Source organism: Mycobacterium sp. NGS51, assembly GCF_059812525.1.
The window spans coordinates 16,097-39,603 of the sequence record NZ_JCALCV010000003.1; the positions used below are offsets into that span (position 1 = coordinate 16,097).

General features: G+C 65.0%; 21 protein-coding genes, 1 tRNA gene and 2 pseudogenes. 12 read left to right on the top strand and 12 right to left on the bottom strand.

The genetic code is table 11. The features are described 5' to 3' along the window. Window positions 1-31: 31 nt before the first annotated feature. On the bottom strand, window positions 32-529 hold the full coding sequence (locus AC5Y5W_RS04425; protein ID WP_500008867.1) for a MarR family winged helix-turn-helix transcriptional regulator: 498 nt from the start codon (window positions 527-529) through the stop codon (window positions 32-34). A gap of 113 nt (window positions 530-642) precedes the next feature. Between AC5Y5W_RS04425 and AC5Y5W_RS04430 the strand changes: the two genes are divergently transcribed. Further along, the gene (locus AC5Y5W_RS04430) at window positions 643-2,679 is read left to right on the top strand and encodes a DUF2232 domain-containing protein (RefSeq protein ID WP_500008868.1); all 2,037 of its coding nucleotides are present in this window, start codon (window positions 643-645) and stop codon (window positions 2,677-2,679) included. Beyond that, window positions 2,676-3,518, top strand: a complete 843-nt coding sequence (locus AC5Y5W_RS04435; RefSeq protein WP_500008869.1) for a CbiQ family ECF transporter T component — start codon at window positions 2,676-2,678, stop codon at window positions 3,516-3,518. The genes AC5Y5W_RS04430 and AC5Y5W_RS04435 overlap by 4 nt, the downstream gene beginning before the upstream one ends. A gap of 2 nt (window positions 3,519-3,520) precedes the next feature. On the opposite strand, the gene AC5Y5W_RS04440 is transcribed toward AC5Y5W_RS04435, so the two are convergent. The 3 genes from AC5Y5W_RS04440 to AC5Y5W_RS04450 all read right to left on the bottom strand — a co-directional run bounded on the left by AC5Y5W_RS04440 (window position 3,521) and on the right by AC5Y5W_RS04450 (window position 6,591). Then, a complete protein-coding gene (locus tag AC5Y5W_RS04440) occupies window positions 3,521-4,840 on the bottom strand; it encodes an ABC transporter substrate-binding protein (RefSeq protein WP_500008870.1) in 1,320 nt (439 codons plus the stop codon). Window positions 4,841-4,904: 64 nt separating this feature from the next. Further along, window positions 4,905-5,720 (bottom strand): carbohydrate ABC transporter permease, encoded by an 816-nt coding sequence (locus AC5Y5W_RS04445; RefSeq protein WP_500008871.1) that lies wholly within the window; start codon window positions 5,718-5,720, stop codon window positions 4,905-4,907. Continuing rightward, window positions 5,707-6,591, bottom strand: coding sequence for a carbohydrate ABC transporter permease (locus AC5Y5W_RS04450; protein WP_500008872.1), 885 nt, complete (start codon window positions 6,589-6,591; stop codon window positions 5,707-5,709). Before AC5Y5W_RS04450 ends, AC5Y5W_RS04445 begins: the two co-directional genes overlap by 14 nt. Window positions 6,592-6,624: 33 nt before the next feature. Here AC5Y5W_RS04450 and AC5Y5W_RS04455 point away from each other — a divergent pair, with 33 nt between their 5' ends. Together AC5Y5W_RS04455 and AC5Y5W_RS04460 are read left to right on the top strand one after the other, a co-directional pair. After that, window positions 6,625-8,142 (top strand): TldD/PmbA family protein, encoded by a 1,518-nt coding sequence (locus AC5Y5W_RS04455; RefSeq protein ID WP_500008873.1) that lies wholly within the window; start codon window positions 6,625-6,627, stop codon window positions 8,140-8,142. Then, window positions 8,139-9,500, top strand: coding sequence for a metallopeptidase TldD-related protein (locus tag AC5Y5W_RS04460; protein WP_500008874.1), 1,362 nt, complete (start codon window positions 8,139-8,141; stop codon window positions 9,498-9,500). Before AC5Y5W_RS04455 ends, AC5Y5W_RS04460 begins: the two co-directional genes overlap by 4 nt. A gap of 8 nt (window positions 9,501-9,508) precedes the next feature. Here the strand turns inward: AC5Y5W_RS04460 and AC5Y5W_RS04465 are convergent, their stop codons facing one another. Next, on the bottom strand, window positions 9,509-9,838 hold the full coding sequence (locus AC5Y5W_RS04465; protein ID WP_500008876.1) for a hypothetical protein: 330 nt from the start codon (window positions 9,836-9,838) through the stop codon (window positions 9,509-9,511). 172 nt (window positions 9,839-10,010) lie between these two features. On the opposite strand from AC5Y5W_RS04465, the gene htpG reads away from it, so the two are divergent. Beyond that, window positions 10,011-11,942: a molecular chaperone HtpG gene (gene htpG, locus AC5Y5W_RS04470; RefSeq protein ID WP_500008877.1), complete on the top strand. Its 1,932-nt coding sequence runs from the start codon at window positions 10,011-10,013 to the stop codon at window positions 11,940-11,942. 2 nt (window positions 11,943-11,944) lie between these two features. On the opposite strand, the gene AC5Y5W_RS04475 is transcribed toward htpG, so the two are convergent. Continuing rightward, entirely contained in the window at window positions 11,945-12,829 is an 885-nt protein-coding gene (locus AC5Y5W_RS04475; protein ID WP_500008878.1) for an alpha/beta fold hydrolase, read from the bottom strand. 69 nt (window positions 12,830-12,898) lie between these two features. Here AC5Y5W_RS04475 and AC5Y5W_RS04480 point away from each other — a divergent pair, with 69 nt between their 5' ends. Together AC5Y5W_RS04480 and AC5Y5W_RS04485 are read left to right on the top strand one after the other, a co-directional pair. Further along, on the top strand, window positions 12,899-13,735 hold the full coding sequence (locus tag AC5Y5W_RS04480; RefSeq protein ID WP_500008879.1) for a carboxymuconolactone decarboxylase family protein: 837 nt from the start codon (window positions 12,899-12,901) through the stop codon (window positions 13,733-13,735). A 34-nt stretch (window positions 13,736-13,769) separates the two neighbouring features. Then, window positions 13,770-13,843: transfer RNA gene (locus AC5Y5W_RS04485), tRNA-Ile, on the top strand. Between the two features lie 106 nt (window positions 13,844-13,949). On the opposite strand, the pseudogene AC5Y5W_RS04490 reads toward AC5Y5W_RS04485, so the two are convergent. After that, window positions 13,950-14,219, bottom strand: a pseudogene (locus tag AC5Y5W_RS04490) (site-specific integrase); the annotation flags it as partial. Between AC5Y5W_RS04490 and AC5Y5W_RS04495 the strand changes: the two are divergent. Together AC5Y5W_RS04495 and AC5Y5W_RS04500 are read left to right on the top strand one after the other, a co-directional pair. Continuing rightward, window positions 14,196-14,390 (top strand): annotated as a pseudogene (locus tag AC5Y5W_RS04495) (hypothetical protein); the annotation flags it as partial. The pseudogenes AC5Y5W_RS04490 and AC5Y5W_RS04495 overlap by 24 nt on opposite strands. Window positions 14,391-14,589: 199 nt before the next feature. Continuing rightward, window positions 14,590-15,072: a hypothetical protein gene (locus AC5Y5W_RS04500; protein WP_500008881.1), complete on the top strand. Its 483-nt coding sequence runs from the start codon at window positions 14,590-14,592 to the stop codon at window positions 15,070-15,072. On the opposite strand, the gene AC5Y5W_RS04505 is transcribed toward AC5Y5W_RS04500, so the two are convergent. The 3 genes from AC5Y5W_RS04505 to AC5Y5W_RS04515 all read right to left on the bottom strand — a co-directional run bounded on the left by AC5Y5W_RS04505 (window position 15,056) and on the right by AC5Y5W_RS04515 (window position 17,782). Next, the gene (locus tag AC5Y5W_RS04505; protein WP_500022153.1) at window positions 15,056-16,219 is read right to left on the bottom strand and encodes an NDMA-dependent alcohol dehydrogenase; all 1,164 of its coding nucleotides are present in this window, start codon (window positions 16,217-16,219) and stop codon (window positions 15,056-15,058) included. The two genes, AC5Y5W_RS04500 and AC5Y5W_RS04505, sit on opposite strands and share 17 nt — an antisense overlap. A gap of 24 nt (window positions 16,220-16,243) precedes the next feature. Next, on the bottom strand, window positions 16,244-17,032 hold the full coding sequence (locus tag AC5Y5W_RS04510) for an SDR family oxidoreductase (RefSeq protein WP_500008883.1): 789 nt from the start codon (window positions 17,030-17,032) through the stop codon (window positions 16,244-16,246). A 117-nt stretch (window positions 17,033-17,149) separates the two neighbouring features. Then, the gene (locus tag AC5Y5W_RS04515) at window positions 17,150-17,782 is read right to left on the bottom strand and encodes a TetR/AcrR family transcriptional regulator (RefSeq protein WP_500008884.1); all 633 of its coding nucleotides are present in this window, start codon (window positions 17,780-17,782) and stop codon (window positions 17,150-17,152) included. Window positions 17,783-17,821: 39 nt separating this feature from the next. On the opposite strand from AC5Y5W_RS04515, the gene AC5Y5W_RS04520 reads away from it, so the two are divergent. Further along, on the top strand, window positions 17,822-18,967 hold the full coding sequence (locus AC5Y5W_RS04520; protein WP_500008885.1) for an ABC transporter substrate-binding protein: 1,146 nt from the start codon (window positions 17,822-17,824) through the stop codon (window positions 18,965-18,967). Here AC5Y5W_RS04520 and AC5Y5W_RS04525 read toward each other — a convergent pair. Further along, the gene (locus AC5Y5W_RS04525; RefSeq protein WP_500009084.1) at window positions 18,938-20,014 is read right to left on the bottom strand and encodes an NAD(P)H-dependent amine dehydrogenase family protein; all 1,077 of its coding nucleotides are present in this window, start codon (window positions 20,012-20,014) and stop codon (window positions 18,938-18,940) included. The genes AC5Y5W_RS04520 and AC5Y5W_RS04525 overlap by 30 nt on opposite strands. A gap of 138 nt (window positions 20,015-20,152) precedes the next feature. Between AC5Y5W_RS04525 and AC5Y5W_RS04530 the strand changes: the two genes are divergently transcribed. Together AC5Y5W_RS04530 and AC5Y5W_RS04535 are read left to right on the top strand one after the other, a co-directional pair. Then, on the top strand, window positions 20,153-21,391 hold the full coding sequence (locus tag AC5Y5W_RS04530; protein WP_500008886.1) for a cytochrome P450: 1,239 nt from the start codon (window positions 20,153-20,155) through the stop codon (window positions 21,389-21,391). A gap of 12 nt (window positions 21,392-21,403) precedes the next feature. Next, the gene (locus AC5Y5W_RS04535) at window positions 21,404-22,447 is read left to right on the top strand and encodes an NAD(P)H-dependent amine dehydrogenase family protein (protein ID WP_500008887.1); all 1,044 of its coding nucleotides are present in this window, start codon (window positions 21,404-21,406) and stop codon (window positions 22,445-22,447) included. Here the strand turns inward: AC5Y5W_RS04535 and AC5Y5W_RS04540 are convergent. Continuing rightward, window positions 22,444-23,478 carry an NAD(P)H-dependent amine dehydrogenase family protein gene (locus AC5Y5W_RS04540; protein WP_500009085.1) on the bottom strand — a complete coding sequence of 345 codons (1,035 nt, stop codon included), beginning with the start codon at window positions 23,476-23,478 and terminating at the stop codon, window positions 22,444-22,446. The genes AC5Y5W_RS04535 and AC5Y5W_RS04540 overlap by 4 nt on opposite strands. Between the last annotated feature and the right edge of the window lie 29 nt (window positions 23,479-23,507).

Here is a 23,507-nt window from a genome sequence, read left to right on the forward strand (position 1 = left end):
GGCCACCGCGCACGAGCCGTCACCTGGGCCGTTACCGCTGCGTGCCGGGTCGTGGAACGGGTGGGGAGTCCTCGAGCAACCGGCGCAGAACCGTGACGGCCTCAGCCAGGGTTCGGCGATCCGCGACCCCCAACCGGTCGAGTTGCGGCTCGATAGCAGCGGCTCGGTCGGCTCGGACGCGGTCGAGCGCGCGCACGCCGTCCGCTGTGATGCGGATGCGGACCGCGCGGGCATCGCCTGGATCGGCGGTCCGGGTCACCAGGCCCGCGTCTTCCAGCCGCCGCACCTGGGTGGTCATCGTCGGCTGCGAGCAGTGGTCTACCGCGGCCAGATCGCAGATCCGCGCTTCGCCTTGCGCCTCGATGGTCGACAGCAGCCGAGCTTGCGCCGCCGGCAACGCCATCTGGATGCGCTGGGTGGCATACCGATTGAGCCGGGCGACCACCGCCAGTAGATCCGCCCCGAGGCCGGGTCCGAATCTGTCGCCGCCGCGGGCAGCAGCAGGCGGGGAAGTGGCCGAGGTCGTCATCCCCTAATAATTCCATAGCTTGGCTATACACACCACTTGTTGGGCATCTTTGCGGTCTCACCGCACGGCGTGCGGAAGTGGGATACGCGTCAACGGCTGGCAGAATCAATGAAATGACCGCGACCGGCTCAGCGACTCCGCCCGGGCGGGCGCATTCGCTGCGGCCCGGCGAACTTGCGCAGGCATCGGTGATGGCCGCGCTGTGCGCTGCGATCGCCATCATCTCGATCGTGGTTCCGTTCGCCGGCGCGTTGGCGCTGGTCGGGACCGTTCCGATGGGACTGCTGGCCTACCGCTACCGGTTACGGGTGCTGATCGCCGCGACCGTCGCTGCCGGGATCATCGCCTTCCTGATCGCCGGGATGGGCGGCTTTATGACCGTCGTCAATAGTGCCTACATCGGCGGGCTGACCGGGATCGTCAAGCGCAGGCGCCGCGGAACGCCCACGGTGATCGCCGCATCGTTGGTGGCCGGCGCGGTCTTCGGTGCGGGGATGGCGGCCGCTCTGACCGTGCTCGCCCGGCTGCGGCATTTGATCTTCGACACACTCAAAGCCAACGTCGAGGGCATCGCGACGGTGCTGGCGCGGGGAGGGTTGCAGCAATCCGCCGACGACCTCAGGCGGTTCATCGCCGTGGCGCTGCAGTACTGGCCCTGGCTGATCCTCGGTACCAGCGTTATCTCCGTCACGGTCGTGTCGTTGATCGGGTGGTGGGCGCTGGCGCGAGTATTGGAACGGATGCGCGGTATCCCCGATGTCCACAAGCTCGACGCGCTGGCCGAAAGCGGGCCGATCGAACCGGTTCCGGTGCGGCTGGATCAGGTGCGCTACCGCTACCCGCGCACTAACCAGGACGCATTGCGTCCGGTCAGCTTGGATGTCCACGTCGGCGAACACGTGGCGGTCACCGGTGCCAACGGCTCGGGAAAATCCACCTTGATGTTGGTCCTGGCCGGCCGGGAACCGACCTCGGGCAGTGTCGTGCGGCCCGGCGCGGTTGGGCTGGGGCGGCCCGGCGGCACCGCGGTTATCCTGCAGCACCCGGAAAGCCAGGTGTTGGGCACGCGGGTCGGCGACGACGTGGTGTGGGGGCTTCCGCCCGGCACCAGCACCGACGTCGATCGATTACTCAGCGAAGTCGGGCTCGACGGGTTCGCCGAACGCGACACCGGAAACTTGTCCGGCGGTGAGCTGCAACGGTTGGCGATGGCGGCCGCGCTGGCGCGCAAGCCGGCGCTGCTGATCGCCGACGAGGTCACCAGCATGGTCGACCAGGAGGGCCGCGAGGCGCTGTTGCGCATCATGTCCGGCCTGTCCGAACGGCATCGCACCGCTCTGGTTCACATCACGCACTACAACGATGAGGCCCAGTCCGCCGACCGCACAATCAATCTCAGTGATTCGCCGGACAACACCGCGATGGTCGAGACGACGGCGGCGCCGATGGCTACCGTCGCGGTCCACCAACACGAGGACACGCCGGTGCTCGAGCTCGCGGGTGTGGGCCACGAATACGGCAGCGGCACGCCGTGGCAGAAGACCGCGCTGCGCGACGTCAGCTTCGCGGTCTATCCGGGCGACGGAGTGTTGATCCACGGCGGCAACGGCTCAGGCAAGTCCACCTTGGCCTGGATCATGGCCGGGCTGACGGTGCCGACCACCGGCAGCTGCCTGCTCGACGGCCGGCCGACCCATGAGCAGGTCGGCGCGGTGGCGTTGTCGTTTCAAGCCGCGCGATTGCAGTTGATGCGCAGCCGGGTGAACCTGGAAGTCGCGTCGGCGGCCGGGTTTTCGCCCCATGACAAAGACCGAGTGGCGACGGCGCTGGCCGTCGTGGGACTGGACAGCGCACTGGCTGAACGGCGAATCGACCAACTCAGCGGTGGACAGATGCGCCGCGTGGTCCTTGCCGGGTTGTTGGCCCGCGCGCCGCGGGCGTTGATCCTCGACGAGCCGCTGGCCGGCTTGGACGCCGTCAGTCAGCAGGGATTATTGCGGTTGCTGGAGGATCTGCGCCGTGAGCAAGGTCTGACCGTGGTGGTGATTTCGCACGACTTCACCGGCCTCGAGGAATTGTGCCCGCGCATACTGCATCTGCGCGGCGGCGTGCTCGAGCCGGCGTCGACAGCGGCGGGAGGCGTCGCGTGAGTACGCCTGCACCCCCGCGTCGCTCGACCCGGCGACCGCCTCGGCCAGTCGTGCTGCTGCGTCCGATACCGCGAGGGTCAGTTGTCCACGACCTGTGGGCCGGCACCAAACTGGTGGTGGTTTTCGCTATTTCGGTGTTGCTGACCTTCTACCCGGGTTGGGTGGCGATCGGGCTGGTGGCCGCGCTGATATTGGTGGCGGCGCGGATAGCGCACATACCTCGTGGTGCGCTGCCCTCGGTGCCGCGCTGGCTATGGATCATGGTCGCAATCGGTGGTCTCACCGCGGCTTTGGCCGGCGGCCATCCGGTGATTCAGGTGGGCACGACGTCCCTAGGGCTGGGCGGGTTGCTGAACTTTCTGCGCATCACCGCGTTGTCGATCGTTCTGCTGGGCCTGGGGGGCATGGTCTCGTGGACCACCAATGTCGCCGAGATCGCGCCTGCCGTAGCGACTTTGGGCCGGCCGTTGCGGTGGCTGCGGATTCCGGTCGACGAATGGGCGGTGGCGTTGGCGCTCGCGTTGCGCGCCTTCCCGATGTTGATCGAGGAGTTCCGGGTGCTCTATGCCGCGCGTCGGTTGCGGCCCAGACAGATACCGCACAGCCGTCGAGCCCGGCGCAGGCGCCGCGCATTGGAGTTGATCGATCTGCTCGCGACGGCGATCACGGTGACGTTGCGCCGGGCCGACGAGATGGGCGACGCGATCACCGCCCGCGGCGGAACCGGTCAGATCTCGGCCGCACCCACGCGACCCAAGCTTTCTGACTGGGTGGCGCTGTCGATCGCCCTGGTGGTCTGCGGCGCTGCGCTGGCCGCGGAGTTGGTGCTGGGCGCCTAGCCCTACCGACGGGCAGCCGTGTTGGCCGCGTCCTGCGCCCGGCGCAGAGTCGTCGCCACGTCGCTTCTGCCCAGGAACATTTCGTCGAAGTACGGTTTGAGTGCCTGGAATCCGGCAGCGAAGCCCGTCCCGCCGGGGGCAGGGATGCGCGGACCGCGCAGCACGGCGAAAAACGGTGTGACGTCCACGCCCTTGTCGGCCCAGTAATCGAAATACACCTGCTGCGACGGCACCACTGCCGGAATGGCCGAACCGCGGCGGCCCAGATAGTCATTGCCTTGCTTGCTGCCCATCCAGCCCAGGACCTGTTGCACCGCAGCTGGGTGGGGTGTCGCTGAACTGCCCGCGGCGGCAATGCCGTTCGTGACGCTGACGCGACCCTTCGGTCCGGACGGCAGCATCGCCACACCCCAGCGAAATCTGGCGTGCTCGGCCACGCCGGCCAAGTTGTAGGTGCCGGACTGGAAGAGTGCCATCCTGCCGGCCAGGAACTGATTGCGGGAGAAGTCGGTGTTGTCGTTGGTGTCCGACGCCGGGGGAGCCACGTGCTCGTCGTTGATCAACGTGACCAGATAGCTGAAAGCGGTGGCCGCATCCGGGTTGTCGAACGCGAACCGATCGCCGGCCTGGAACACTCCGCCCGCCGAGCCGATGTAGTTCAAGTAGATACCCTGCGGATCGTTGGCGGCGTTGTAGCCCCACTGCCTGACCCGCCGCGGGTCGAAACCCGGTGTGGCGGCGGTATGCCCGTCGGCGTCGACCGTGAGCTGTGCCAGCAGCGCACGCAGCGTGTCGTCGCGGTCGGGGCTCCAGCGCAGCGTCGCCAACCGGGCGGGATCAATCCCCGCCGCCGCCAGCAGATCCGCGTTGTAATACACCGCGATTCCCGCGTCGGTCAGCTGCGGCACGCCCCACAACACGCCATCGCGGGTGAACTGCTCGACCACCGCAGGCTCCCAGTCCCCGGCGTTGTCGATATGCATCAGCCGTCCGCTGTCGGCATAGGCAGCGAGATAGGCGTTGGACAGCCAGAAGATGTCGTCGGCGCTGCCACCGGCCACGTCGGTGCGCAACGTGTCGAAGTAAGTCGAATAGGCCACCACATTGGTGCGCACCTCGATATCCGGATGCGCGCGCGTGAACGCCGCGAAGGACTCCCGGTAGGCCGTCGCGACCTGTTCATCCCACAACCGCACGGTCACCACGGTCTTGCCGCCGCGTGGTGTGGCCGTGAGGTCCAGCAGCACGGCCGTCATTGCCAGCAGCGCCGCCACTGCCACCACCGCCGCAGCGACCAGCGTCGAAACGCGGGGCCGCCTCATTGAGATTGCGTCCAGGGTCGTGAGTCAACGAAAATCACAGCCCTGCGCGCAATCTCAATGCAGTTCATTTCAGCCCCGAGATCACGATCGAGCGCACAATGTGCCGCTGGAATACCACGAACAGCATGACCAGCGGAACGATCGCCACCGTGGTGGCCGCCATCACCAGCGTCCACTGGGCGTTGTAGCGGGACTGCAACGCGGCCGTGGCCACCGTCAGCACCCGCCATTTGGCGCCACTGGTGATCACCAGCGGCCACATGAAGTTGTTCCATTGCGAGACAACGGTGATCAGCATCAAGGTGACCAGAACGGGCCGGCTCGAGGGCACCACCACGTGCACGATCACATCCAGCGTGTTGGCGCCGTCGAGGCGGGCAGCATTGACCAGGTCATCGGGGATGGCCCGGAAGTACTCCCGCAGCAAGAAGATCGCATACGGCGAGCCGAACACGAATGGCAACACCAACGCCCAGAACGTGTTGCGCAGTCCGAGCTGCGCCATCATCAGATACAGCGGCACCACGGTCACCGTCGCCGGCACCATCAACGTCGCGATGTAGACCCAGAACAGCACGTCACGCCCGGGAAACTGCAACCGTGCGAAGGCATACGCTGCGAGCACCGAAAAGCTCAGCTGCCCAAGCAGAATCACGGCAGTCATCAACGCGGTGACCACAAGCGCGCGGCCAAAACCCGCACCGCCCAGATCCGTGTAGTTGGCCAGCGTGAACGGCTGCGGCCAGGCCAGCGGCGTGCCGGTCGCGAACTGCCGAGCCGAGGTGAACGACGTCAACAAGCCAAGCGCAAACGGCGTCAGGATGACGATCGCACCGACCGCCAGGCCGGCGTAAATTGCGGACGCCCTAGGTGAGGTCATAGCTGATCCGCCGCCGAAAGTACAGGTGCTGAGCGATGGTGACGCCGACCAAGATGACGAATAACACCAGGGCCATCACCGCGGCGCGCCCGATTGCCGCCGACCCGAAGGCCTCGACGTAGATGCGGTGTGCCACCAGATCGGTGCGGCCGGCCGGCCCGCCGCCGGTCAGCGCATACACCGTATCGAAAACCTGCGCGGCGCTGACAATTCCGGTGACCAGCACGAAGAACATGGTGGGACGCAGCATCGGTAGAGTGATGCGCCAAAACCGCTGCCAGGCGCTCGCCCCGTCGGTCAGGGCCGCGGCGTGGATCTCGGCGGGAATCGCCAGAATGCCCGCAACGAAGAACAGCGCCACATAACCGACGTTTGTCCACACGATCACCGCCGAGACCACCGGCAACGCCAGGCCTGGATCGGTGAGCCATTCGATGCGGTGCCCCAACACGGTGCTCACCGCACCATCGGTAGGGGCCAGAATCCAGCGCCACAACACCGCGATCGCCAGCGGAGCGCAAATCCACGGCAGCACATAGACGGTGCGAAACACGCCACTACCGGGGAGCTCTCGCGCGAGCAACGCCGCCGCGGCCAGCCCCAGCACCGTCTGCGCCGGCACCACGATCGCGACGAACACCAGCGTCACTGCCAGGGAATTGCCAAACGTCGAATCAGTCAAAACCGAGTGCCAATTGGCCAGCCCGACATACTCGATCGGACCAAGCAGATCCCAGCGGTGCAGGCTCAGCCACACCACCACCAGCATCGGCAGCAGCAGGAAGGCGACCACCCCGAACAGGCTGGGCGCCAGCAGCGCATAGCCCAGCGCTGTGGAGCGGCGTCCTTTCGCCAGCCCAGGATCGGCCATGGCTGTATTAAAGCCGGTCGTTACGGTGTAGCGGTGACGCCGAACCGGGGGATCGATGCTGACTTTCTTCACCTGCCCCGCCACCAACTGGCCGAAGCCGCGCTGTCCGCGGCGACCGCCGCCGGCGCCAGCAACGCTGACCTGCGGATTCACCGCATCACCACCGAGGTCATTCGGCTGCGCGACGGCGAGTTGGAGACGACGGTCGTCAACCGCGAACTCGGATTAGCCGTCCGGGTGATCGTCGACGGCACCTGGGGGTTCGCATCGCACGCCGAGCTCTCCGTCCCGGTCGCCGTCGACACCGCGCAGCGGGCCGTGTCGGTGGCCACCGCATTGGCCGCGCTGAACGACGAACGCATCGAACTGGCACCCGAGCCGGTCTACACCGACGCCAAGTGGGTGTCGAACTATCGCATCGACCCCTTCACCGTGCCGACCGCCGACAAGGTCGCCGCGCTGGCGGACTACTCCGGCAGGCTGCTGGCCGCCGACGGGGTGGACCACGTGTCGGCCGGAATGACGGCGGTCAAGGAGCAGACCTTTTATGCCGACACCTTCGGCTCGACGATCACCCAGCAGCGAGTCCGGCTGATGGCCGGCCTGGAGGCGGTCAACGTCGATGCCGCCGCAGGTGGTTTCGACACCATGCGCACGCTGGCGCCGCCGACCGCCCGCGGCTGGGAAGCGGTCGCTGGCGACGAGATCTGGCATTGGAGCGAGGAGCTGGCTGAGCTGCCGTCGCTGCTGGCCGAGAAGGTCAAGGCACCCAGCGTGACGGCCGGGCCGACCGACCTGGTGATCGACCCGACCAACCTGTGGCTGACCATCCACGAATCCATCGGGCACGCCACCGAATACGACCGCGCGATCGGCTACGAAGCCGCCTACGCCGGGACGTCATTCGCCACACCCGACAAGCTGCACAGCTTGCGTTACGGCTCACCGGTGATGAACGTGACTGCCGATCGCACCGCCGAATTCGGTTTGGCCAGCATCGGTTACGACGACGAAGGAGTGGCCGCGCAAAGCTGGGATCTGGTGCGCGACGGGATCTTCGTCGGCTACCAACTCGACCGCGTGTTCGCGCCGCGACTGGGGCAGCCCCGCTCCAACGGCTGCTCGTATGCCGATTCGCCGCATCACGTGCCGATTCAGCGAATGGCCAACGTGTCACTGCAACCGGGCCGCGACGAGCTGTCCACCGCCGACCTGATCGCACGGGTCGACGACGGCATCTACGTCATCGGCGACAAATCCTGGTCGATTGACATGCAGCGCTACAACTTTCAGTTCACCGGGCAGCGGTTCTTCCGGATCCGCGACGGCCGGCTGGACGGCCAGCTGCGCGACGTCGCCTATCAGGCAACCACCACCGACTTCTGGAATGCGATGGAGGCCGTCGGCGGGCCGTCGACGTGGCGACTGGGCGGGGCGTTCAACTGTGGCAAGGCTCAGCCCGGGCAGGTGGCCGCCGTCAGCCACGGATGCCCCTCGGCCTTATTTCGCGGCATCAATGTGCTCAACACCCGGGCGGAGGCCGGCCGATGATCAGCCCGCAGCAGGTGGTCGACGTCGCGCTGGCGGCGGCGCGTGCCGACGAGACCATCGTGATCGTCACTGACCGCAGCGAGGCGTCGCTGCGCTGGGCCAACAACTCGATGACCACCAACGGCGTGTCAACAAGCCGCAGTACCACAGTGATTTCGATTGTGCGGCAAGGTGGTAGCGCCCGCGTCGGTTCGCTGCGCTCCGCGGAGGTGGATCCGTCGCTGATCCCGGCTCTGGTCGAAGCGTCGGCGGAGGCGGCCCGGTCCGCGCCGGAGGCCCGCGACGTCGCGCCGTTGCTGCCCGGCACGGACGTGCCGGAGAACTGGGACGCGCCGGTACCGGGAACGGGCGCGGAGGTATTCGGCGATGTCGCAGGCTCGTTGAATCAGGGTTTTCGCGGCGTAGATCTGTTGTACGGCTTTGCGCGCCACGAGTTACAGACGACGTTGCTGGCGACGTCGACGGGGCTGCGGCGGCGCTACACCCAGCCCACCGGTTCGGTGGAGATCAACGCCAAGCGGGGCGGCGCCAGCGCCTGGGCTGGCCTCGGCACACCGGATTTCGCCGGTGTGCCAACGGATCTGCTGTTGGAACAATTGTCCACGCGATTGGATTGGGCCGGCCAGACCATCGAGTTGCCCGCGGGGCGGTACGAGACGATCATGTCGCCGTCGACGGTCGCCGACATGATGATCTACCTGGGCTGGACGATGTCCGGTCGCGGCGCACAGGAGGGCCGCACGGCGCTGTCGGTTCCCGGCGGGGGAACCCGGGTGGGGGAGCGGCTCACCGATTTGCCGCTGACGTTGTACTCCAATCCGGCTGCCGCGGGCCTGGGCTGTTCGCCGTTCGTCGCGGCCACCAGTTCATCGGAAACGGTGTCGGTCTTCGACAACGGGATGGACATCGAGCGGGTGGACTGGGTGCGCGACGGCCTGATCAACGCGCTGGCCTACCCGCGGGCGGCGGCCACCGAGTTCAACGCGCCGTACGCCGTCGCCGCGGACAACCTGCTGATGACGGGTGGTCAGGCGCCGCTGGCCGACATGATTGCCGAGACTGAGAGCGGCCTGCTGCTGACCACGCTGTGGTACATCCGCGAGGTCGACCCGACCACCCTGCTGCTGACCGGGCTCACCCGCGACGGGGTCTACCTCGTCGCCGACGGGGAGGTCACAGCGGCGGTCAACAACTTCCGGTTCAACGAGAGCCCGCTGGACCTGTTGCGCCGGGCCACCCAGGTCGGTGCCAGCGAGGTCACCTTGCCCCGGGAATGGGGTGATTGGGCCACCCGGGCGGCAATGCCGTCGCTGCGGATACCCGACTTCCATATGTCCTCGGTGAGCCAGGCGCAATAATCCTCAGCTCAGGCGGCCAATCCGAAGCCACCGTGGGGCGCGGACGGTGACGAATGTTCGCTGTTGCCGACAAACACGACGTGGCAAACTCGGCGCGGTTTGCTCGGAGCTGCATCTCGCTGGGCGCCACGAACGCGCCCGATCATCCGTCCGAGATAGTCGGCGGCGATCCACCACGCGCCGCACATCGCCAACGCAAGACCGAACTCAAACGGTGTCCCGACGGCCAGCTCTGCCAGCGCATATGCGCCAGAGACGATAGCGCTGGCGACTGCGCCGAGGTGAAGTGCGGTAATGCGTGGATCCCGGGTTTGCGACGGGTTAGCAATCGTCGCCATGGCTTCTCCTGCTCACTCGACAATGTGGCTCTGACCTGTCAAATACCCAGCATGTAATTTCCTCAAACTGTGACCTCGATGTTTCGCTGCCGAGACGAGGCAACCTAGGGCCAGGGTGTAAGCGATTCGGGGTCTCGGTAAATTTGTGTCCGATGTCGTGGAGGAGAATGTGATGAGCACAAACGTCGAGCAGTTGGAGTTTCAGGCCGAGGCACGGCAACTGCTGGATTTGATGGTCCACTCCGTCTACTCCAACAAGGATGCGTTCCTGCGGGAGTTGATCTCGAACGCCTCCGACGCGCTGGACAAGCTGCGACTGGAAGCGTTCCGCAACAAGGACCTGGACGTCGATACCTCCGATCTGCACATCGAGGTCGACGCGAACAAACACGCCCGCACCCTGACTGTCCGCGACAACGGCATCGGGATGACGCGGCCGGAGGTCGTGGATCTGATCGGCACGCTGGCCAAATCGGGGACCGCGGAGCTGCGTCAGCAGTTACGCGAGGCCAAGAACGCAGATGCCTCCGAGGAGCTGATCGGCCAGTTCGGCATCGGGTTCTATTCGGTGTTCATGGTCGCCGACAAGGTCGAGTTGCTGACGCGCAAGGCCGGCGAGAGCGAGGCCACCAAGTGGGAGTCCAGTGGCGAGGGCACCTACACCATCGAATCGGTCGACGATGCCCCGCAGGGAACGTCGGTGACAATGCACCTCAAGCCGGAAGACGCCGAGGATGAGCTGCACGACTACACCGCGGAATACACGATCAGAAGCCTGGTCAAGAAGTACTCCGACTTCATCGCCTGGCCCATCCGGATGCAGGTCGAGCGGACTACCCCGGCCACCGAGGAAGGTGGCGCAGAGACCGTCACCATCGAAACGCAGACCCTCAACTCGATGAAGGCGCTGTGGGCCCGGCCGAAAGACGAGGTCTCCGAAGAGGAGTACAAAGAGTTTTACAAGCACATCGCGCACGCCTGGGATGACCCGCTCGAAGTCATCGCGATGCGGGCCGAGGGCACCTTCGAATACCAAGCCTTGCTGTTCATCCCGTCGCACGCGCCGTTCGACCTTTTCAACCGCGACGCCAGTGTCGGCATACAGCTGTACGTCAAGCGGGTGTTCATCATGGGCGATTGCGATCAGCTCATGCCGATGTACCTGCGATTCGTCAAGGGTGTCGTCGACGCACAGGACATGTCGCTCAACGTTTCCCGCGAGATCCTGCAACAGGACCGCCAAATCAACGCCATCCGGCGTCGCCTGACCAAAAAGGTTCTCTCGACCATCAAAGAACTACAGGCTGAGCGGCCGGCGGACTACCGCACCTTCTGGACGCAGTTCGGCAGAGTCCTCAAAGAGGGCCTGATGTCGGACTTCGACAACCAGGACGCGCTGCTGCGCATCTGCTCGTTCGCGTCGACGCACAGCGACGAGGAACCCACCACGCTGGTCGAGTACATCGAGCGCATGAAAGATGGCCAGGAGCAGATCTTTTACGCCACCGGTGAGAGTCGTGAGCAGCTGCTCAAGTCACCGCATCTCGAGGCATTCAAGGCCAAGGGTTACGAGGTGCTGTTGCTCACCGACCCGGTTGACGAGGTGTGGGTGGGCTCGGTGACCGAGTTCGACGGCAAACCGCTGCAGTCGGTGGCCAAGGGCGAGGTGGACCTTGACTCCGAGGAGGACAAGGAGGCCCACAAGGCCGAGCGCGAGGAGCAGGAAAAGGATTTCGCCGACCTGCTGACGTGGTTGCAGGAGACTCTGGCCGATCATGTCAAGGAGGTGCGGCTCTCCAGTCGGCTGACCGACTCGCCGGCCTGCCTGATCACCGACGCCTTCGGAATGACACCGGCGCTCGCGCGGATCTATCAGGCTTCCGGACAGGCGGTTCCGGTCGGGAAGCGAATTCTCGAACTGAACCCGGAGCATCCGCTCGTCACTGGCCTGCAGCAGGCCCACAAGGATCGGGCCGACGATCCCTCGGTTGCCGAGACCGCGGAATTGCTCTACGGCACCGCACTTCTCGCTGAAGGCGGTGCACTGGAAGACCCCGCACGATTCGCCGAACTGCTTGCGCATCGGCTGGCCCGCACGGTGTGACGTCAGCCGGTGTCGGCATGCCGGGCGAGGAAGCCCAGCACCGCGTCGGCGAACACGTCGTTGCGGTCACCGGCGACCATGTGGCCGGCTCCGCGGACGTCGACGAACTCGACTTGCGGGAAGCGCGACAGGAATTTGTCAGCACGCTCCTGACTGACGAGGTCACTCATCTGGCCGCGCACCAAAAGCATCGGCACGCCGTCGGCCAAGATCGCGGCGACCGCCGTGTGCAGGCGATCGACGTCGGTGACTTCAATCGGGGGACGCGACGCGGTGCCGCTGATGAACTGCGGGTCCCAGTGCCAATACCAGCGATCGCCGCGGCGGCGCAGGTTGGTGGTCAGGCCTTCCAGGTCAGATGGGCGGGGCCGATGGGGGTTGTATTCGGCGATCGCGTCGGCGACCTCGTCTAATGAGTCGAAGCCCGACTCCATCCGGTCGGCCATGAAGTTGTGTATGCGCGTGGCTCCGGATGGGTCCATGTGCGGCACGATGTCGACCAGAACGATCGCGCTGGCAATGCCGGGTGAGAGTTCGCCGGCGAGAAGCATTGTGGTCAGCCCGCCCAGGGAAGCGCCCACCAGCACCGGTCGCGGCGGCAGCTGGCGCAGCACTTCTTGGACGTCGCCGGCGAAGCTGACGACGCGGTAGTCACCGTCGTCCGACCAGTCCGATTCGCCGTGGCCGCGAAGGTCGACAGTGACCGCCTGCCACCCTCGTTCAGCGACCGCCGCAGCAGCGCGGCCCCAGGAGCGGCGGGTCTGCCCGCCGCCGTGCAGGAACACCACGGCGCGCGCCCGGGGATCGCCTTGGCGATCGGCAACAATGCGAACCCCACCGGGTCCGTGGGTCACGAAGGTTTCAGGTGCCACGGCATCCGGGGTCATCCTCGGATCGTAGGGCGCTTTCAGGTCAAGCCGTATCGGCTACCCGGCGCTACGCGCAATAATTCTCCGGTGGACGTTCGTGACGAGCTAGTGCGGTTGGTGGCGATTTCCGGCGATCGGATCGGCGCTCTGGTCAGGGTGGTGTGTGCTGAGACGCTTGGCCTGCCGGCGCTGCCGGTCGAGGTTGTGGTGGACGGTCCGGAGTCGGAGGCCGAGACCGTGGTCGCGGAGTTCGCCGAGCAATTCAGCATCGACGTCTCGATGATTGACGCCGAGCAGCGGTCACAGCTGTGGTCTGCGTTGGGGGACAAGACGTTCAGCGTCGTGGTGCAGATGTACATCGCCGACTTCGCGCCCCGGGTGCGGGCCGGCTTGGAAGCGCTTGGCGTCGGCCAGGAGTATCTGGACTGGGTTTCGGAGCCGATTTCGTGGGATCACGCCACCGATCCGTCCCATGCGGTGTTCGACGGATTTCTGCCCGCAGTGGCCCGGCTGCGTGGGCTGGATGCGCTGACGTCGGAGGTGGTCCGGCTCCGCGGGGCCGCGCAACACAACTGCCGGCTGTGCAAGTCGCTGCGCGAAACGACGGCGCTCGACGCCGGCGGATCCGAATCGCTGTACGACGACATCGAGCACTTCGAGGGTTCCGGGTTGCTCACTGACCGCCAGAAGGCAGCGCTGCGATACGTCGATGCGCTGATCTGGTCGCCGGGACGCATCGACCGCAGCGTCGCCACCGCGGTTCGCCAGCACTTCTCCGACGCCGAGGCCGTCGAGATGACCTTCGATGTGATGCGCAATGCCAGCAATAAGGTGGCCGTATCCTTAGGGGCCGACGCGCCACGAGTCGAGCAGGGCATTGAGCAGTATCTGATCGGTGTCGACGGTCAGACAGTGTTCAACTGACGAAGCCTGCCCATGGCAACATGGTGCCGACATCGGGGCGGTAGCTCAGTTGGTTAGAGCCGCGGACTCATAATCCGTTGGTCGCGGGTTCGAGCCCCGCCCGCCCCACTCTGAACAGCCCACCGCAAAGCCTCACTTCAGAGCCCACCGTCAGCCCCACGTCAGCCCCACGTCAGACCCGGTAATTAGATGTTCTATCCATGGGATCCGATCTTTATTCGTCCTTTATGGCGCGGTCCAACAGCGCGGCAACCTCGTTATGGACCCGTCCACGGGACATGTAGCGGTCCTGCGTCATTGGCACCTTGACGTGCCCGAGGTGATCGGCGCAGATCCGTGCCCACAGGCCTTCCTCGTCGATCAGCGTCGCCACCGTCTCGCGTAACGAGTGGGTTGTCACGCCTGGCACGCCGAGCTCGTCGCGGACTTTGCGCCACTGCTCGCCCAAGTTGTTCGAATCGCGCAGCGTGCCCGCGGGGTGCGGCGGATGCGCAACCCCGACGAGCGCGACGCCTCGCTGGCGCTGCGGTCCTAGCACGGCAACCGGCTGCGACGAGCCGTCGGCTGGTACCGGGCTCATGGCCGACTGCAGACCGGTGACCCAATCGCAATGGCCGCCGACGCACATCAGGCCTATATCGCTGCCCGCACCGCCGAACATCGCCACGACCGCAGCCGCAGCGACGACGGCTACGGGCTCGAATTGTGAACCGAACCCCGTCATCCATTCCTGCCAGATACTTGATCCCGGGCACGACGTCAAGCGCTTCGAAGTGATGACCGAGGACTTAAGGCGGGAGCGACAGATGGCCTATAGCCGATCACGAATCGTCGACGCGGACCGGCGCGATCGGGTGCTGGCACTCACCGAAGGCCAAGGGGTCACCATCGGCACACCGCCACCGGGGCTGCAGCGGATGGAAGTTGACCCAATCGAAGTCATCGACGGCCCGGATTTGCCGCCACTCTGGCAGGTATTCTGTGGCCAACGGCACAGCGACGGCGGCGCGTGGACGCTACCTGCGTTGTCTGCCGAGTTCGCCTCGCCCGATGCCGCCCTGAACGTTGATCCCCAGTTCGTCATCCTTGAGGCGGCAGCCATCGATCATGCAGCGCGCAGCACCGGAACCAACAGAATCCAAGGCGTGTCATCACATGTGATGTCTCTCGCGCGCGGCAAATACGGCCCTTTCCCGTTTACGGGTGAGGTGATCAAAGGATCTGGCCGGACCATTGCCGTTCGCACGCTCGGGCATGACGACGGTGCCGGCGGCAAGCTCATCACCACCGCATCACACTTGTTTCGAGTCGTTGATTCACTCACTCGAAGGCGATGACACCGCGGATGTTCGTGCCTGCGCGAAGGTCTTTCATCGCCTCGTTGATGTCGTCGAGCTTGTACTTCTGCGTGACCAGCTCGTCGAGCTTGATCAGGCCCGCCTCGTACATCGACAGTAGTTTCGGCATGGCCTCGCGCGGGTTCATCTCGCCGTAGAGCACGCCCTTGAGCGTCTTGCATGAACTGATCATGTCAGTGAGGACGATTGGCACCATCAGGTCGGTGATCTTCGGCACCCCGGTCAGCACACAGGTTCCGCCCTTGCGCAACAACATCATTGCGGTCAATATCATGTCCGCGGGCACGACCCCGGGTGTGAGCACAACCCGGTCGGCCATTACGCCCCAGGTGATCTCCTTGGCAAGTTCCAGCGCGGCACCGATGTCGGGAGCGGTGTGGGTGGCGCCGAACGTCGGCGCGATATCACGTTTGAACTCGTTGGGATCGACGGCGACAATGTGCTTGGCGCCGGCCAGCTTCGCTCCCTGAACGGCGTTCATGCCGATTCCGCCCACACCGACTACGACGACGGTGTCGCCTACCTGGGTACCTGCTGCGATCGAGCCCGACCCGAATCCTGTTGTCACGCCGCAGGAAACCAGGGAGGCTGCCTCCAACGGAATCCAGTCATGCACTTTGACCAGCGAGCGCTCGGATGCCACCACGTACTCGGAGAAGGTACCGACCTGCATCATCGCCATGAGGTCTTCATCTCCGAGATGGCGGCGTGGAGTGCCGTCGGTGGTCATTGCCTTGTTGTAGATGTCGGCGCCCACGTCGCACAGGTAGGTGTAGCCGGTGGCGCACCAACGGCAGTTTCCGCAGGCGGGCAGAAACGAGACGGCAACGTGGTCACCGGGTTTGAGCGTCGTCACCTCGGGGCCCACTGCTTCGACGACGCCGGAGCCTTCATGGCCGCCGAGCATGGGGAACCATTCGGGCACCGGAACGCCGGAGGCCCGCATCATCTCTTCCATCTCCGAAGTCGGGACACTGTCGCCGGTGTAGAAGTGCTCATCGGAGTGACAAATGCCGGCGTAGGCCATTTTGACCAGAACTTCGCCGGCGTGGGGCGGGTCGAGCTCTACTTCGGTGACCTCCCAGTCCACACCGACACCGTGCAACACCGCTGCCTTAGACTTCATCGCGCCTCTTTCATTGGGGGCCCTTCACCATTGTCGAAGCTCGGCTACGGCGCCGGACGGCCGCGGAGCCAGGGTCAAATTCGGAATAAAGCTGCTGTTACCGCAGCGAAGTACGGAATGGACGACGTCGACGAGATGGTCGGCCTCGACGAGACCGCCCTGCATGTAGCCGTGCTCCATCCAGTAGTGGATGGCGTCCTCCAGCGCGCGGGGGTCCCACGTCCTGTTGAACTCGGTCTGCGAGTCGCCCTCGCCACCGAAGCAATCGCCCACTGCGAGCCGAGTGAAACCGATGTTCGGATGCTCGATGCGCCACGCCTCGACGAGTTTGTCCAGCGCCGCTTTCGACACCGCGTAGGCGCCGAGTAGCGGCCACGGCGCAGAATACGAGGCGCTCAGCGACGAGAGGTACACCGCAGATCCCGCGCTCGCGGCGAGGTGGGGCGCGGCGGCAGCGGTGATCAGTGATGCACCGGTCACGTTCGTGGCGAACAGCTTCCCCCACTGCTCGGCGCTGACGTCGGTGAGCGGTGCGAGCACACCGACGCCCGTGGTGTACACGAGCGCGTCGAGTCCGCCGAAGGTATCACCGACCTCGGCGATCGCCTGCCCGCATGACGCACCGTCGGTGACATCGCAGGCGACCGCGACTGCTCCGTTGCCCGCCTCTTTGGCGGCGCGCTCCAGACGGTCACGACGCCGGGCGAGGAAGGCGACCCGCGCACCCCTATCGGCCAGGCCCATGCCGATGCACCGGCCCAGACCCGCAGACGCTCCAATTACGGCAACTCTCAGCGGTGGCGTGTCAGGCATCGGCTCTCCTGGAAGAAGTCGAGAGGAACATTATCAGCTCTGTAGAAGCACGATATTCAGTTATCGAAAACGGTTATTTTCATACGGGCACAAGTGTGTCGATTTCGGGTCAGAAGACTATCGTCGCAGGACTTTTCGTGGCTCGAGCGCAAAGCTCAGCAGGAGCCGGTCGAGGACCCTGGCCGCCCTCTCCCGCGCCTTGGCGGGGCGGGCGGCGTGCGCCACCAGCAGGGCCGCCTCTTCGACGGCCGCCACCAGTAGATGGGTCAGCTCGCCGACCGGGTGGTCGTCGATGATGCCCTCGGCGATGGCCTCGTCCACCATCTCGTTGATCAGGGCGATGCTGTTGCTCTCTTGGATGGACCGCAGCGTCTGCCAACCCAGCACCACCGGTCCGTCGATGAGCATGACGCGCTGCACTTCGGGCTCGAGTGCCGACTCGAGGAATCCGCGCATCCCGGCGGACAGCACCTCCCACGCGTCGGCGCCCTGCGGGGGTGAGGCCAGCGAGCGCAGCGTCAGATCACGCTCGACCTCTTCGAACACCGCGCGAAACAATTCCGCCTTGTCCTTGAAGTGGTGGTAAAACGCACCGCGGGTGCCCACACCGGACCTTGCCACCAGGTCCGAAATGCTGGTTCCGAAATATCCCTTCTCGACAAACAACGCCCGGCCGGCGTCGACGAGGTCGCGCCGAGTCTGATCCCCACGAGCCCGCCGCTCGACATCGGTGCCACCGCGCTTGGCCATGCCAGCATCGTAGCAACCTTCGTATTGTATGTTGCCCTAATGGCAGACGAACAGGTTCGCGCGTACGGCTTGGTGGCCCCGTTGAAAGTCGGCTTGCTCAATGACTATCCGACGATGACGGGGACCGAGAACGACACGCTCGACACCCTGCGGATGGTCTTCGATGAGGCGGTCGCCGCCGGTCTCGTCGACCGGCCGATAGAACTGGTGGAGCGCCGTGTGATCGGCCTGCCGAACGGCACCTACCACGCCGTGGAAACCGCTTACGACGAACTGGTCGCCCAGGGCTGCCTGGTCATCTACGGTCCGTATGTTTCCGACAACGCGGTGCCATTAGCCGCACACGCCGATCGAGTAGCCAAGGTTCCCAACATAGTTTTGTCGGGCTCCGAGGGAGTACTCGGCGAATGGACGTTCGCGCTCAACAACGGATCGATGCCTGAAGAGCCAGTGATGCTTGCCGCGGTGATGCTCGGTGACGGCCGGACTCGGTTAGCCATCGCCTACGAAGCATCTCTGATCGGCAAGGAGTACTTGGCATTCGCCGAAAAGGCTTACTCGGCCGCCGGATTGAAGGTCGTCACCACAGTGGCGATACCTCAGGTGGAATCCGACAAAACGAAGGTGGTCAACGAGCTGCGCGACGCTGAGCCAGACGCGCTGGTGCACGTCGGGTTCGGTCACGGGCTGTGGGGCTTCACCGATGCGCTGCTGGCTGCGGGGTGGGATCCGCCGCGGTACACCACCACCGCATTCGAGATGGCCCACATCAACGCCGAGTGGATGCGGCAGCTGTCGGGCTGGATCGGGTTGGACAGCTATGACGAGCGCAATCTCGTGGGGCAGGCGTTCCTGGATCGTTTCGAGGCTCGCTACGGCCGCAGGCCGAAACACTCGATGCCCGGCCTCTCGCACGACGTGGCGACGGTGATCGCGCGCGGGCTCGCGGCGGCGCGCCCGTTGACCGGCGACGGCGTCAAGCACGGTATCGAGCAGGTCAAACTCGTCCCGTCGGCCAGTGGGGCGCCGGGAACTTTCTTGCGCTTCGGCCGCTACGTCCGGCAGGGCTGGATGGGTACGGACTATTTGATCGCGCGACGGGTGCTGCCCGACGGCTCGGCGCACGTGTTCCACGCTGCGCCCAGCGACCACATCTCACGAGCAGTCGGTGTCGGCCCGCGCTAATCGGATCGCGCCGAACACCGGGGCGGTTACGACGCCCGGTGGCGCAGCCAGCACGTCGGGAATCGCGCGCACCGCCCCCATGGCGATCATGAGATGCCCCGGCTCGGCGTGCGTTCCGGTGGGCTGCTTGTCGTCCCATCCGACGTCCAGCTGTAGGTCGAAACTGGGTTTGCCCTGGATGACGGCCCGGATCAACGGCGCCTTTTCGCCGGGAGCGAGGGGCTTCAGGCCCCACTGTGGGAGGTCGCGGGTAAGGACCCACTCCTCGTGGATGGCGAGCAGCGGCCGGTCAGACCAGTGGCCGACCCACGAGAATCGCTGTCCGACGACGGTTCCCGCCTCGATAGTGCCGGCGCGGACCTCGAGGTCGTGAGGGAGCGTCGTGGCGTCGACCGACACGTCGACATGGGACAGCGTGACCCCAAGTACGTCGGCGGTGGCATTGAGCGCCTGGCGATAGGCCAGGTCGAGCTTCTTGATGATTGGCGAATTCACGCTGACGTCTTCTGGTGGTCGACCCATGCCCATCAGGTCAACGAGCATCGGCTTGCTGTCGACTGCCGACACATCGGTGGCCTCGTAGAGATCGATCCGGTCGATGGTCTTGGACAGCGCCGTCACCGTGGCGACCAGGCGTTCAAACATGAAGCCCGGATTCTCACCTGCCGCGTGGAAGCGAGACCCACCTGCGCGACAGGCTTCGACAAAGGCGCGCTCGGTCTCCTTCCCGTAGGTGGGCAGATGGTTGTATGAGGTGGTCGTGATGACACTGGTTCCCGACGCGAGCAGTAGGCAGATATCTTCGGCGTTGGTTTCGACGGCATGGGCCTTACTGGCGGCGTGGATGACGACGTCGGCGCCCAGCGCGAAGATCTCCTCCTTGTCCGAGGTGGCGAGCACTCCCGTGGGTGGCAGCCCGCACAATGTTCCAGCGTCCTTCCCGGCCTTGTCGGGGTCGTACACCAGCACACCGACCAACTGGTAATCGGGATTCTCAATCAGCTCCTGCAAGGCCGCGCGACCAACGGCGCCGGTAGCCCACTGCACCACTCGAGTTGCCAATCGAACGCTCCTGGTTGCTCTTTCGCGTATCTGAGGTTACTGGCCACGCTCAACCTACATCATGTAGGTTATCAACCGGCAATATGTATGTTGCGTGAGCCGTGCACAGTGAGGAGTCGTCACATGGCCGAGCCAGCGACTGTCGAAGAGCTTGAACAAAGCATTCGGGATGCTCAGGACAGGTTCAACGAAGGCATGGGCGCCGACGGCGACGCGTCGCCGTACCCGATGCTCAAGGAACTTCGTGCGCAGAGCCCGGTGCACGCCGGCTGGCCGGAGATGGGGATCGTCGGCAATTCCGGTGACGGCCCGCCGACCTACACCGCTTACACGTTCGACACGGTCAAGGCAATCTTCACCGACAACATCACCTTCAGCACGCGCTGCTACGAAGATATCGTTCGGCCGCTGCAGGGTCCGACAATCCTGGAGATGCAGGAACCTGAACACGCGGTCTACCGCAAACTTCATGAGTTCGCCTTCGCCCGCTCTTCGATGAAGCGCTGGGACACCGAACTCGTCGGTCCCTTGGTGGACAAAACCATCGCGAAATTCAAGGACGCCAACCGCGCCGACCTCGTCGACGCGGTCTTCGTGCCGATCCCGGTGCGTGTCATCGCGGCACTGCTGGGCCTTCCGGAAGCCGATGTGCTCCAGTTCCACCGACTCGCGATCGACCTGCTGGGCTTCCGCGGGGATATGGAATGTGCGTTGCGCGCATCGGCCGAGATGAAGGAGTACTTCGTCGGGGTACTTGCCGACAAGCGCAAAGCCCCTAAGGACGACATGGTTTCGATCCTGGCCGGTGCCGAAGTCAACGGTGTGAAGATGTCCGACGAGCAGATCTACGGTTTCATGCGCAACCTGCTGCCGGCCGGCGCAGAGACGACGTCACGGTCGACGGCCAGCCTCGCCCTGGCGCTGTTGACGCACCCTGACCAACTCGACGCCGTCCGCGACGATCGCAGCTTGCTGCCTCAGGCCATCGAGGAAGGGATCCGCTGGGAAACCCCGCTGCTCAACTTCATGCGCGAGGTCACCTGCGATACCGAGATCGGTGGCATGCACATCCCCAAGGGCGCGACCATGATGCTCAGTCTGGGCAGCGCGAATCACGACGAGACGCGGTGGGACGAACCAGAGCAGTTCGACATCTTCCGGGATCGCAAGCCGCACATCGGCTTCGCCCACGGAGCACATGTGTGCCTCGGTATGCACTTGGCCAGGCTCGAGACCACCAAAATATTCAACGCGCTGTTCGACGAACTCCCTGGTCTGCGGCTCGACCCGGACGCAGCGCCCCCGTACATCACCGGCACGATGTTCCGTTCCCCGCCCCGCCTCGACGTGGTGTGGGACTAAGAGAGGTATGTGATGACACGTGTGATCCAGTGGGCGACCGGCGTCACCGGGATGATGTCGCTTCGTCACGTCATCGGCCGGGCGGATCTGGAACTGGCGGGGGTGCGCGTGTACGACCCCGCCAAGGCGGGGATGGACGCAGGGACGCTGTGCGGTGCCCGCGAAGTCGGACTTCGTACCACTGCTGATCGCGACGAAATCGTCAGTACCGACGCGGATGTGGTGCTCTACATGGGCAAGGTCGAGACCGATACGCCGGGCTGCTTTGCCGACGTCTGCGAGCTGCTCGCGTCGGGCAAGAACGTCGTGGCCACCGGAAGCCGGTTCATCCATCCCCGTTCGCTCCATGCATCGTTGGCAGATGGCATCGAGAAGGCCTGTCGCACGGGACAATCCTCATTTCTCGGGCTTGGTTTATATCCGGGATTCGTCGGCGAATCACTGGCGCCCATCCTGTCGCGACTCACGGCGCGCGCCGGGCGAATCGGCATCCGTGAGGTGCTGAACTACTCGACCTACGCCAGCCATGATCTGGTTTTCAATGCCATGGGTTTTGGCCATCCGCCCGACGACACGACGCCGCTACTGAGTAACACCGATTACGCGGCGAGCGCCTGGATCGGCACTGCCACCGTGCTCGCGCAGTCGTTGGGACTCGAGATCAGATCGGTGCAGGGGTTCCGCGAAGTCGCGACCACGCCGCGGGCGCTGACAGTTGCCGCCGGCGAGATCCCCGAGGGCACGGTCGGCGCGATGCGGTTCGGTGTCGAGGTCGATTGCGGTGCAACCATATTAGCGGTCGAGCACCTCACCCGTATGGCCGATGATCTCGCACCGGACTGGCCTACGGAGATCGGATACGAGGTGACCTTCGACGGTGAGCCCAACTTGAGGATCCACCTCGTGATCGGCTCGCACGACGAGGATCACTCCGAACAGGCCTGCTTGGCCACTGCCATGCATGCGATCAACGCGATACCGACGGTAATCGCGGCCGATCCGGGCCTTTACGACCTTTCCACGATCGCACCTTTCGTCGCGCACTGGTGTAGCTAGGGCGCTTCCGGGGTTCGATTGCCGAAACCCGCGTAGCTCCGGATCAGTGGGAGATCGGCCATTGTCGCGAAGCCCGCCGGCGCGGCGCACACGGCCGGAATCGCGTTGACGACCTGCATGGCGACGGTGATCAGTCCAGCTCTCACGTGCTCCTCGATCGAGGCTTCGCGGGAAAAGCTGGCCAGGGGAAAGAAGTGCGTGCGCATGGATGGATCGCCCTCGATTGTGAGCGTCCAGCCGTCAAGAGGTTTTGGCCAGTGCTCGGGATACTCGCCTCCGACCGTCCACAGCGTCTCGAACTCGACCAGTGTCTGACCGTTGCGATGGCCGACGAAGTTCCACCGCTGCCCGGCGGTGGTACCGGCTGCGACGATGTGGCCGAAGATCTGCAAGTCCTTTGTCGCGGGGACGGTTTCGAGCGTGACCGCGACATCGTCGATGCCCGCGTTGAGGGCGTCGGAGATGAACCAGGTCTGCTCGACGAATAGTCTGGTCAAGAAGCTGAGGTACTCGTTGGCCGTCGGCGTGACCTCCTCGGTCGGCCGACCGAACCACATGCCGTCGAACGTAATCGCGGTGCTCTCCCACAACGTCCAGTCGGCCCGCTCCTGCAGCGTGACCCGATCGATGGTGCGGCTCATCCCCGACAGCGCCAACGGCAGCACGCCGGACAGGTTGCCGGGATTCAGGCCGCTGCCGTGGATGGTGCTGTTGCCCGTGTCGCATGCGGCCTGCAGGCGCACGCGGTCGGCTTCGGGGATGCGTCGCGGGTGGAACAGGAACGACGGCGTTGCCACGTTCTTTCCACTGTCCAGCAGTGCACAAACATCATCGAAACTGGTGAACGACGGCGCGTACAACACCAGGTCGGCGTCGAGCGCGAGTATCTGCGCGACGTCGGTGGTCGCGGCGACGCCGATAGGCTCTCTCCCCACCAGCGTTCCGATGTCCACGCCGTTCTTGGCGTCGGAATAGACCCGCGCCCCCACCAATTGGATGTCCGGCCGGTGATCGAGGATTGTCCTGACCATCTCGGTACCCACGGCGCCGGTGGCCCACT

Coding starts and splice junctions, on each gene's coding strand:
- AC5Y5W_RS04425 (WP_500008867.1), bottom strand. CDS start 529: ATGACGACCTCGGCCACTTCCCCGCCTGCTGCTGCCCGCGGCGGCGAC.
- AC5Y5W_RS04430 (WP_500008868.1), top strand. CDS start 643: ATGACCGCGACCGGCTCAGCGACTCCGCCCGGGCGGGCGCATTCGCTG.
- AC5Y5W_RS04440 (WP_500008870.1), bottom strand. CDS start 4,840: ATGAGGCGGCCCCGCGTTTCGACGCTGGTCGCTGCGGCGGTGGTGGCA.
- AC5Y5W_RS04445 (WP_500008871.1), bottom strand. CDS start 5,720: ATGACCTCACCTAGGGCGTCCGCAATTTACGCCGGCCTGGCGGTCGGT.
- AC5Y5W_RS04450 (WP_500008872.1), bottom strand. CDS start 6,591: ATGGCCGATCCTGGGCTGGCGAAAGGACGCCGCTCCACAGCGCTGGGC.
- AC5Y5W_RS04460 (WP_500008874.1), top strand. CDS start 8,139: ATGATCAGCCCGCAGCAGGTGGTCGACGTCGCGCTGGCGGCGGCGCGT.
- AC5Y5W_RS04465 (WP_500008876.1), bottom strand. CDS start 9,838: ATGGCGACGATTGCTAACCCGTCGCAAACCCGGGATCCACGCATTACC.
- htpG (WP_500008877.1), top strand. CDS start 10,011: ATGAGCACAAACGTCGAGCAGTTGGAGTTTCAGGCCGAGGCACGGCAA.
- AC5Y5W_RS04475 (WP_500008878.1), bottom strand. CDS start 12,829: ATGACCCCGGATGCCGTGGCACCTGAAACCTTCGTGACCCACGGACCC.
- AC5Y5W_RS04505 (WP_500022153.1), bottom strand. CDS start 16,219: ATGAAGTCTAAGGCAGCGGTGTTGCACGGTGTCGGTGTGGACTGGGAG.
- AC5Y5W_RS04510 (WP_500008883.1), bottom strand. CDS start 17,032: ATGCCTGACACGCCACCGCTGAGAGTTGCCGTAATTGGAGCGTCTGCG.
- AC5Y5W_RS04515 (WP_500008884.1), bottom strand. CDS start 17,782: ATGGCCAAGCGCGGTGGCACCGATGTCGAGCGGCGGGCTCGTGGGGAT.
- AC5Y5W_RS04520 (WP_500008885.1), top strand. CDS start 17,822: ATGGCAGACGAACAGGTTCGCGCGTACGGCTTGGTGGCCCCGTTGAAA.
- AC5Y5W_RS04530 (WP_500008886.1), top strand. CDS start 20,153: ATGGCCGAGCCAGCGACTGTCGAAGAGCTTGAACAAAGCATTCGGGAT.
- AC5Y5W_RS04535 (WP_500008887.1), top strand. CDS start 21,404: ATGACACGTGTGATCCAGTGGGCGACCGGCGTCACCGGGATGATGTCG.
- AC5Y5W_RS04540 (WP_500009085.1), bottom strand. CDS start 23,478: ATGGTCAGGACAATCCTCGATCACCGGCCGGACATCCAATTGGTGGGG.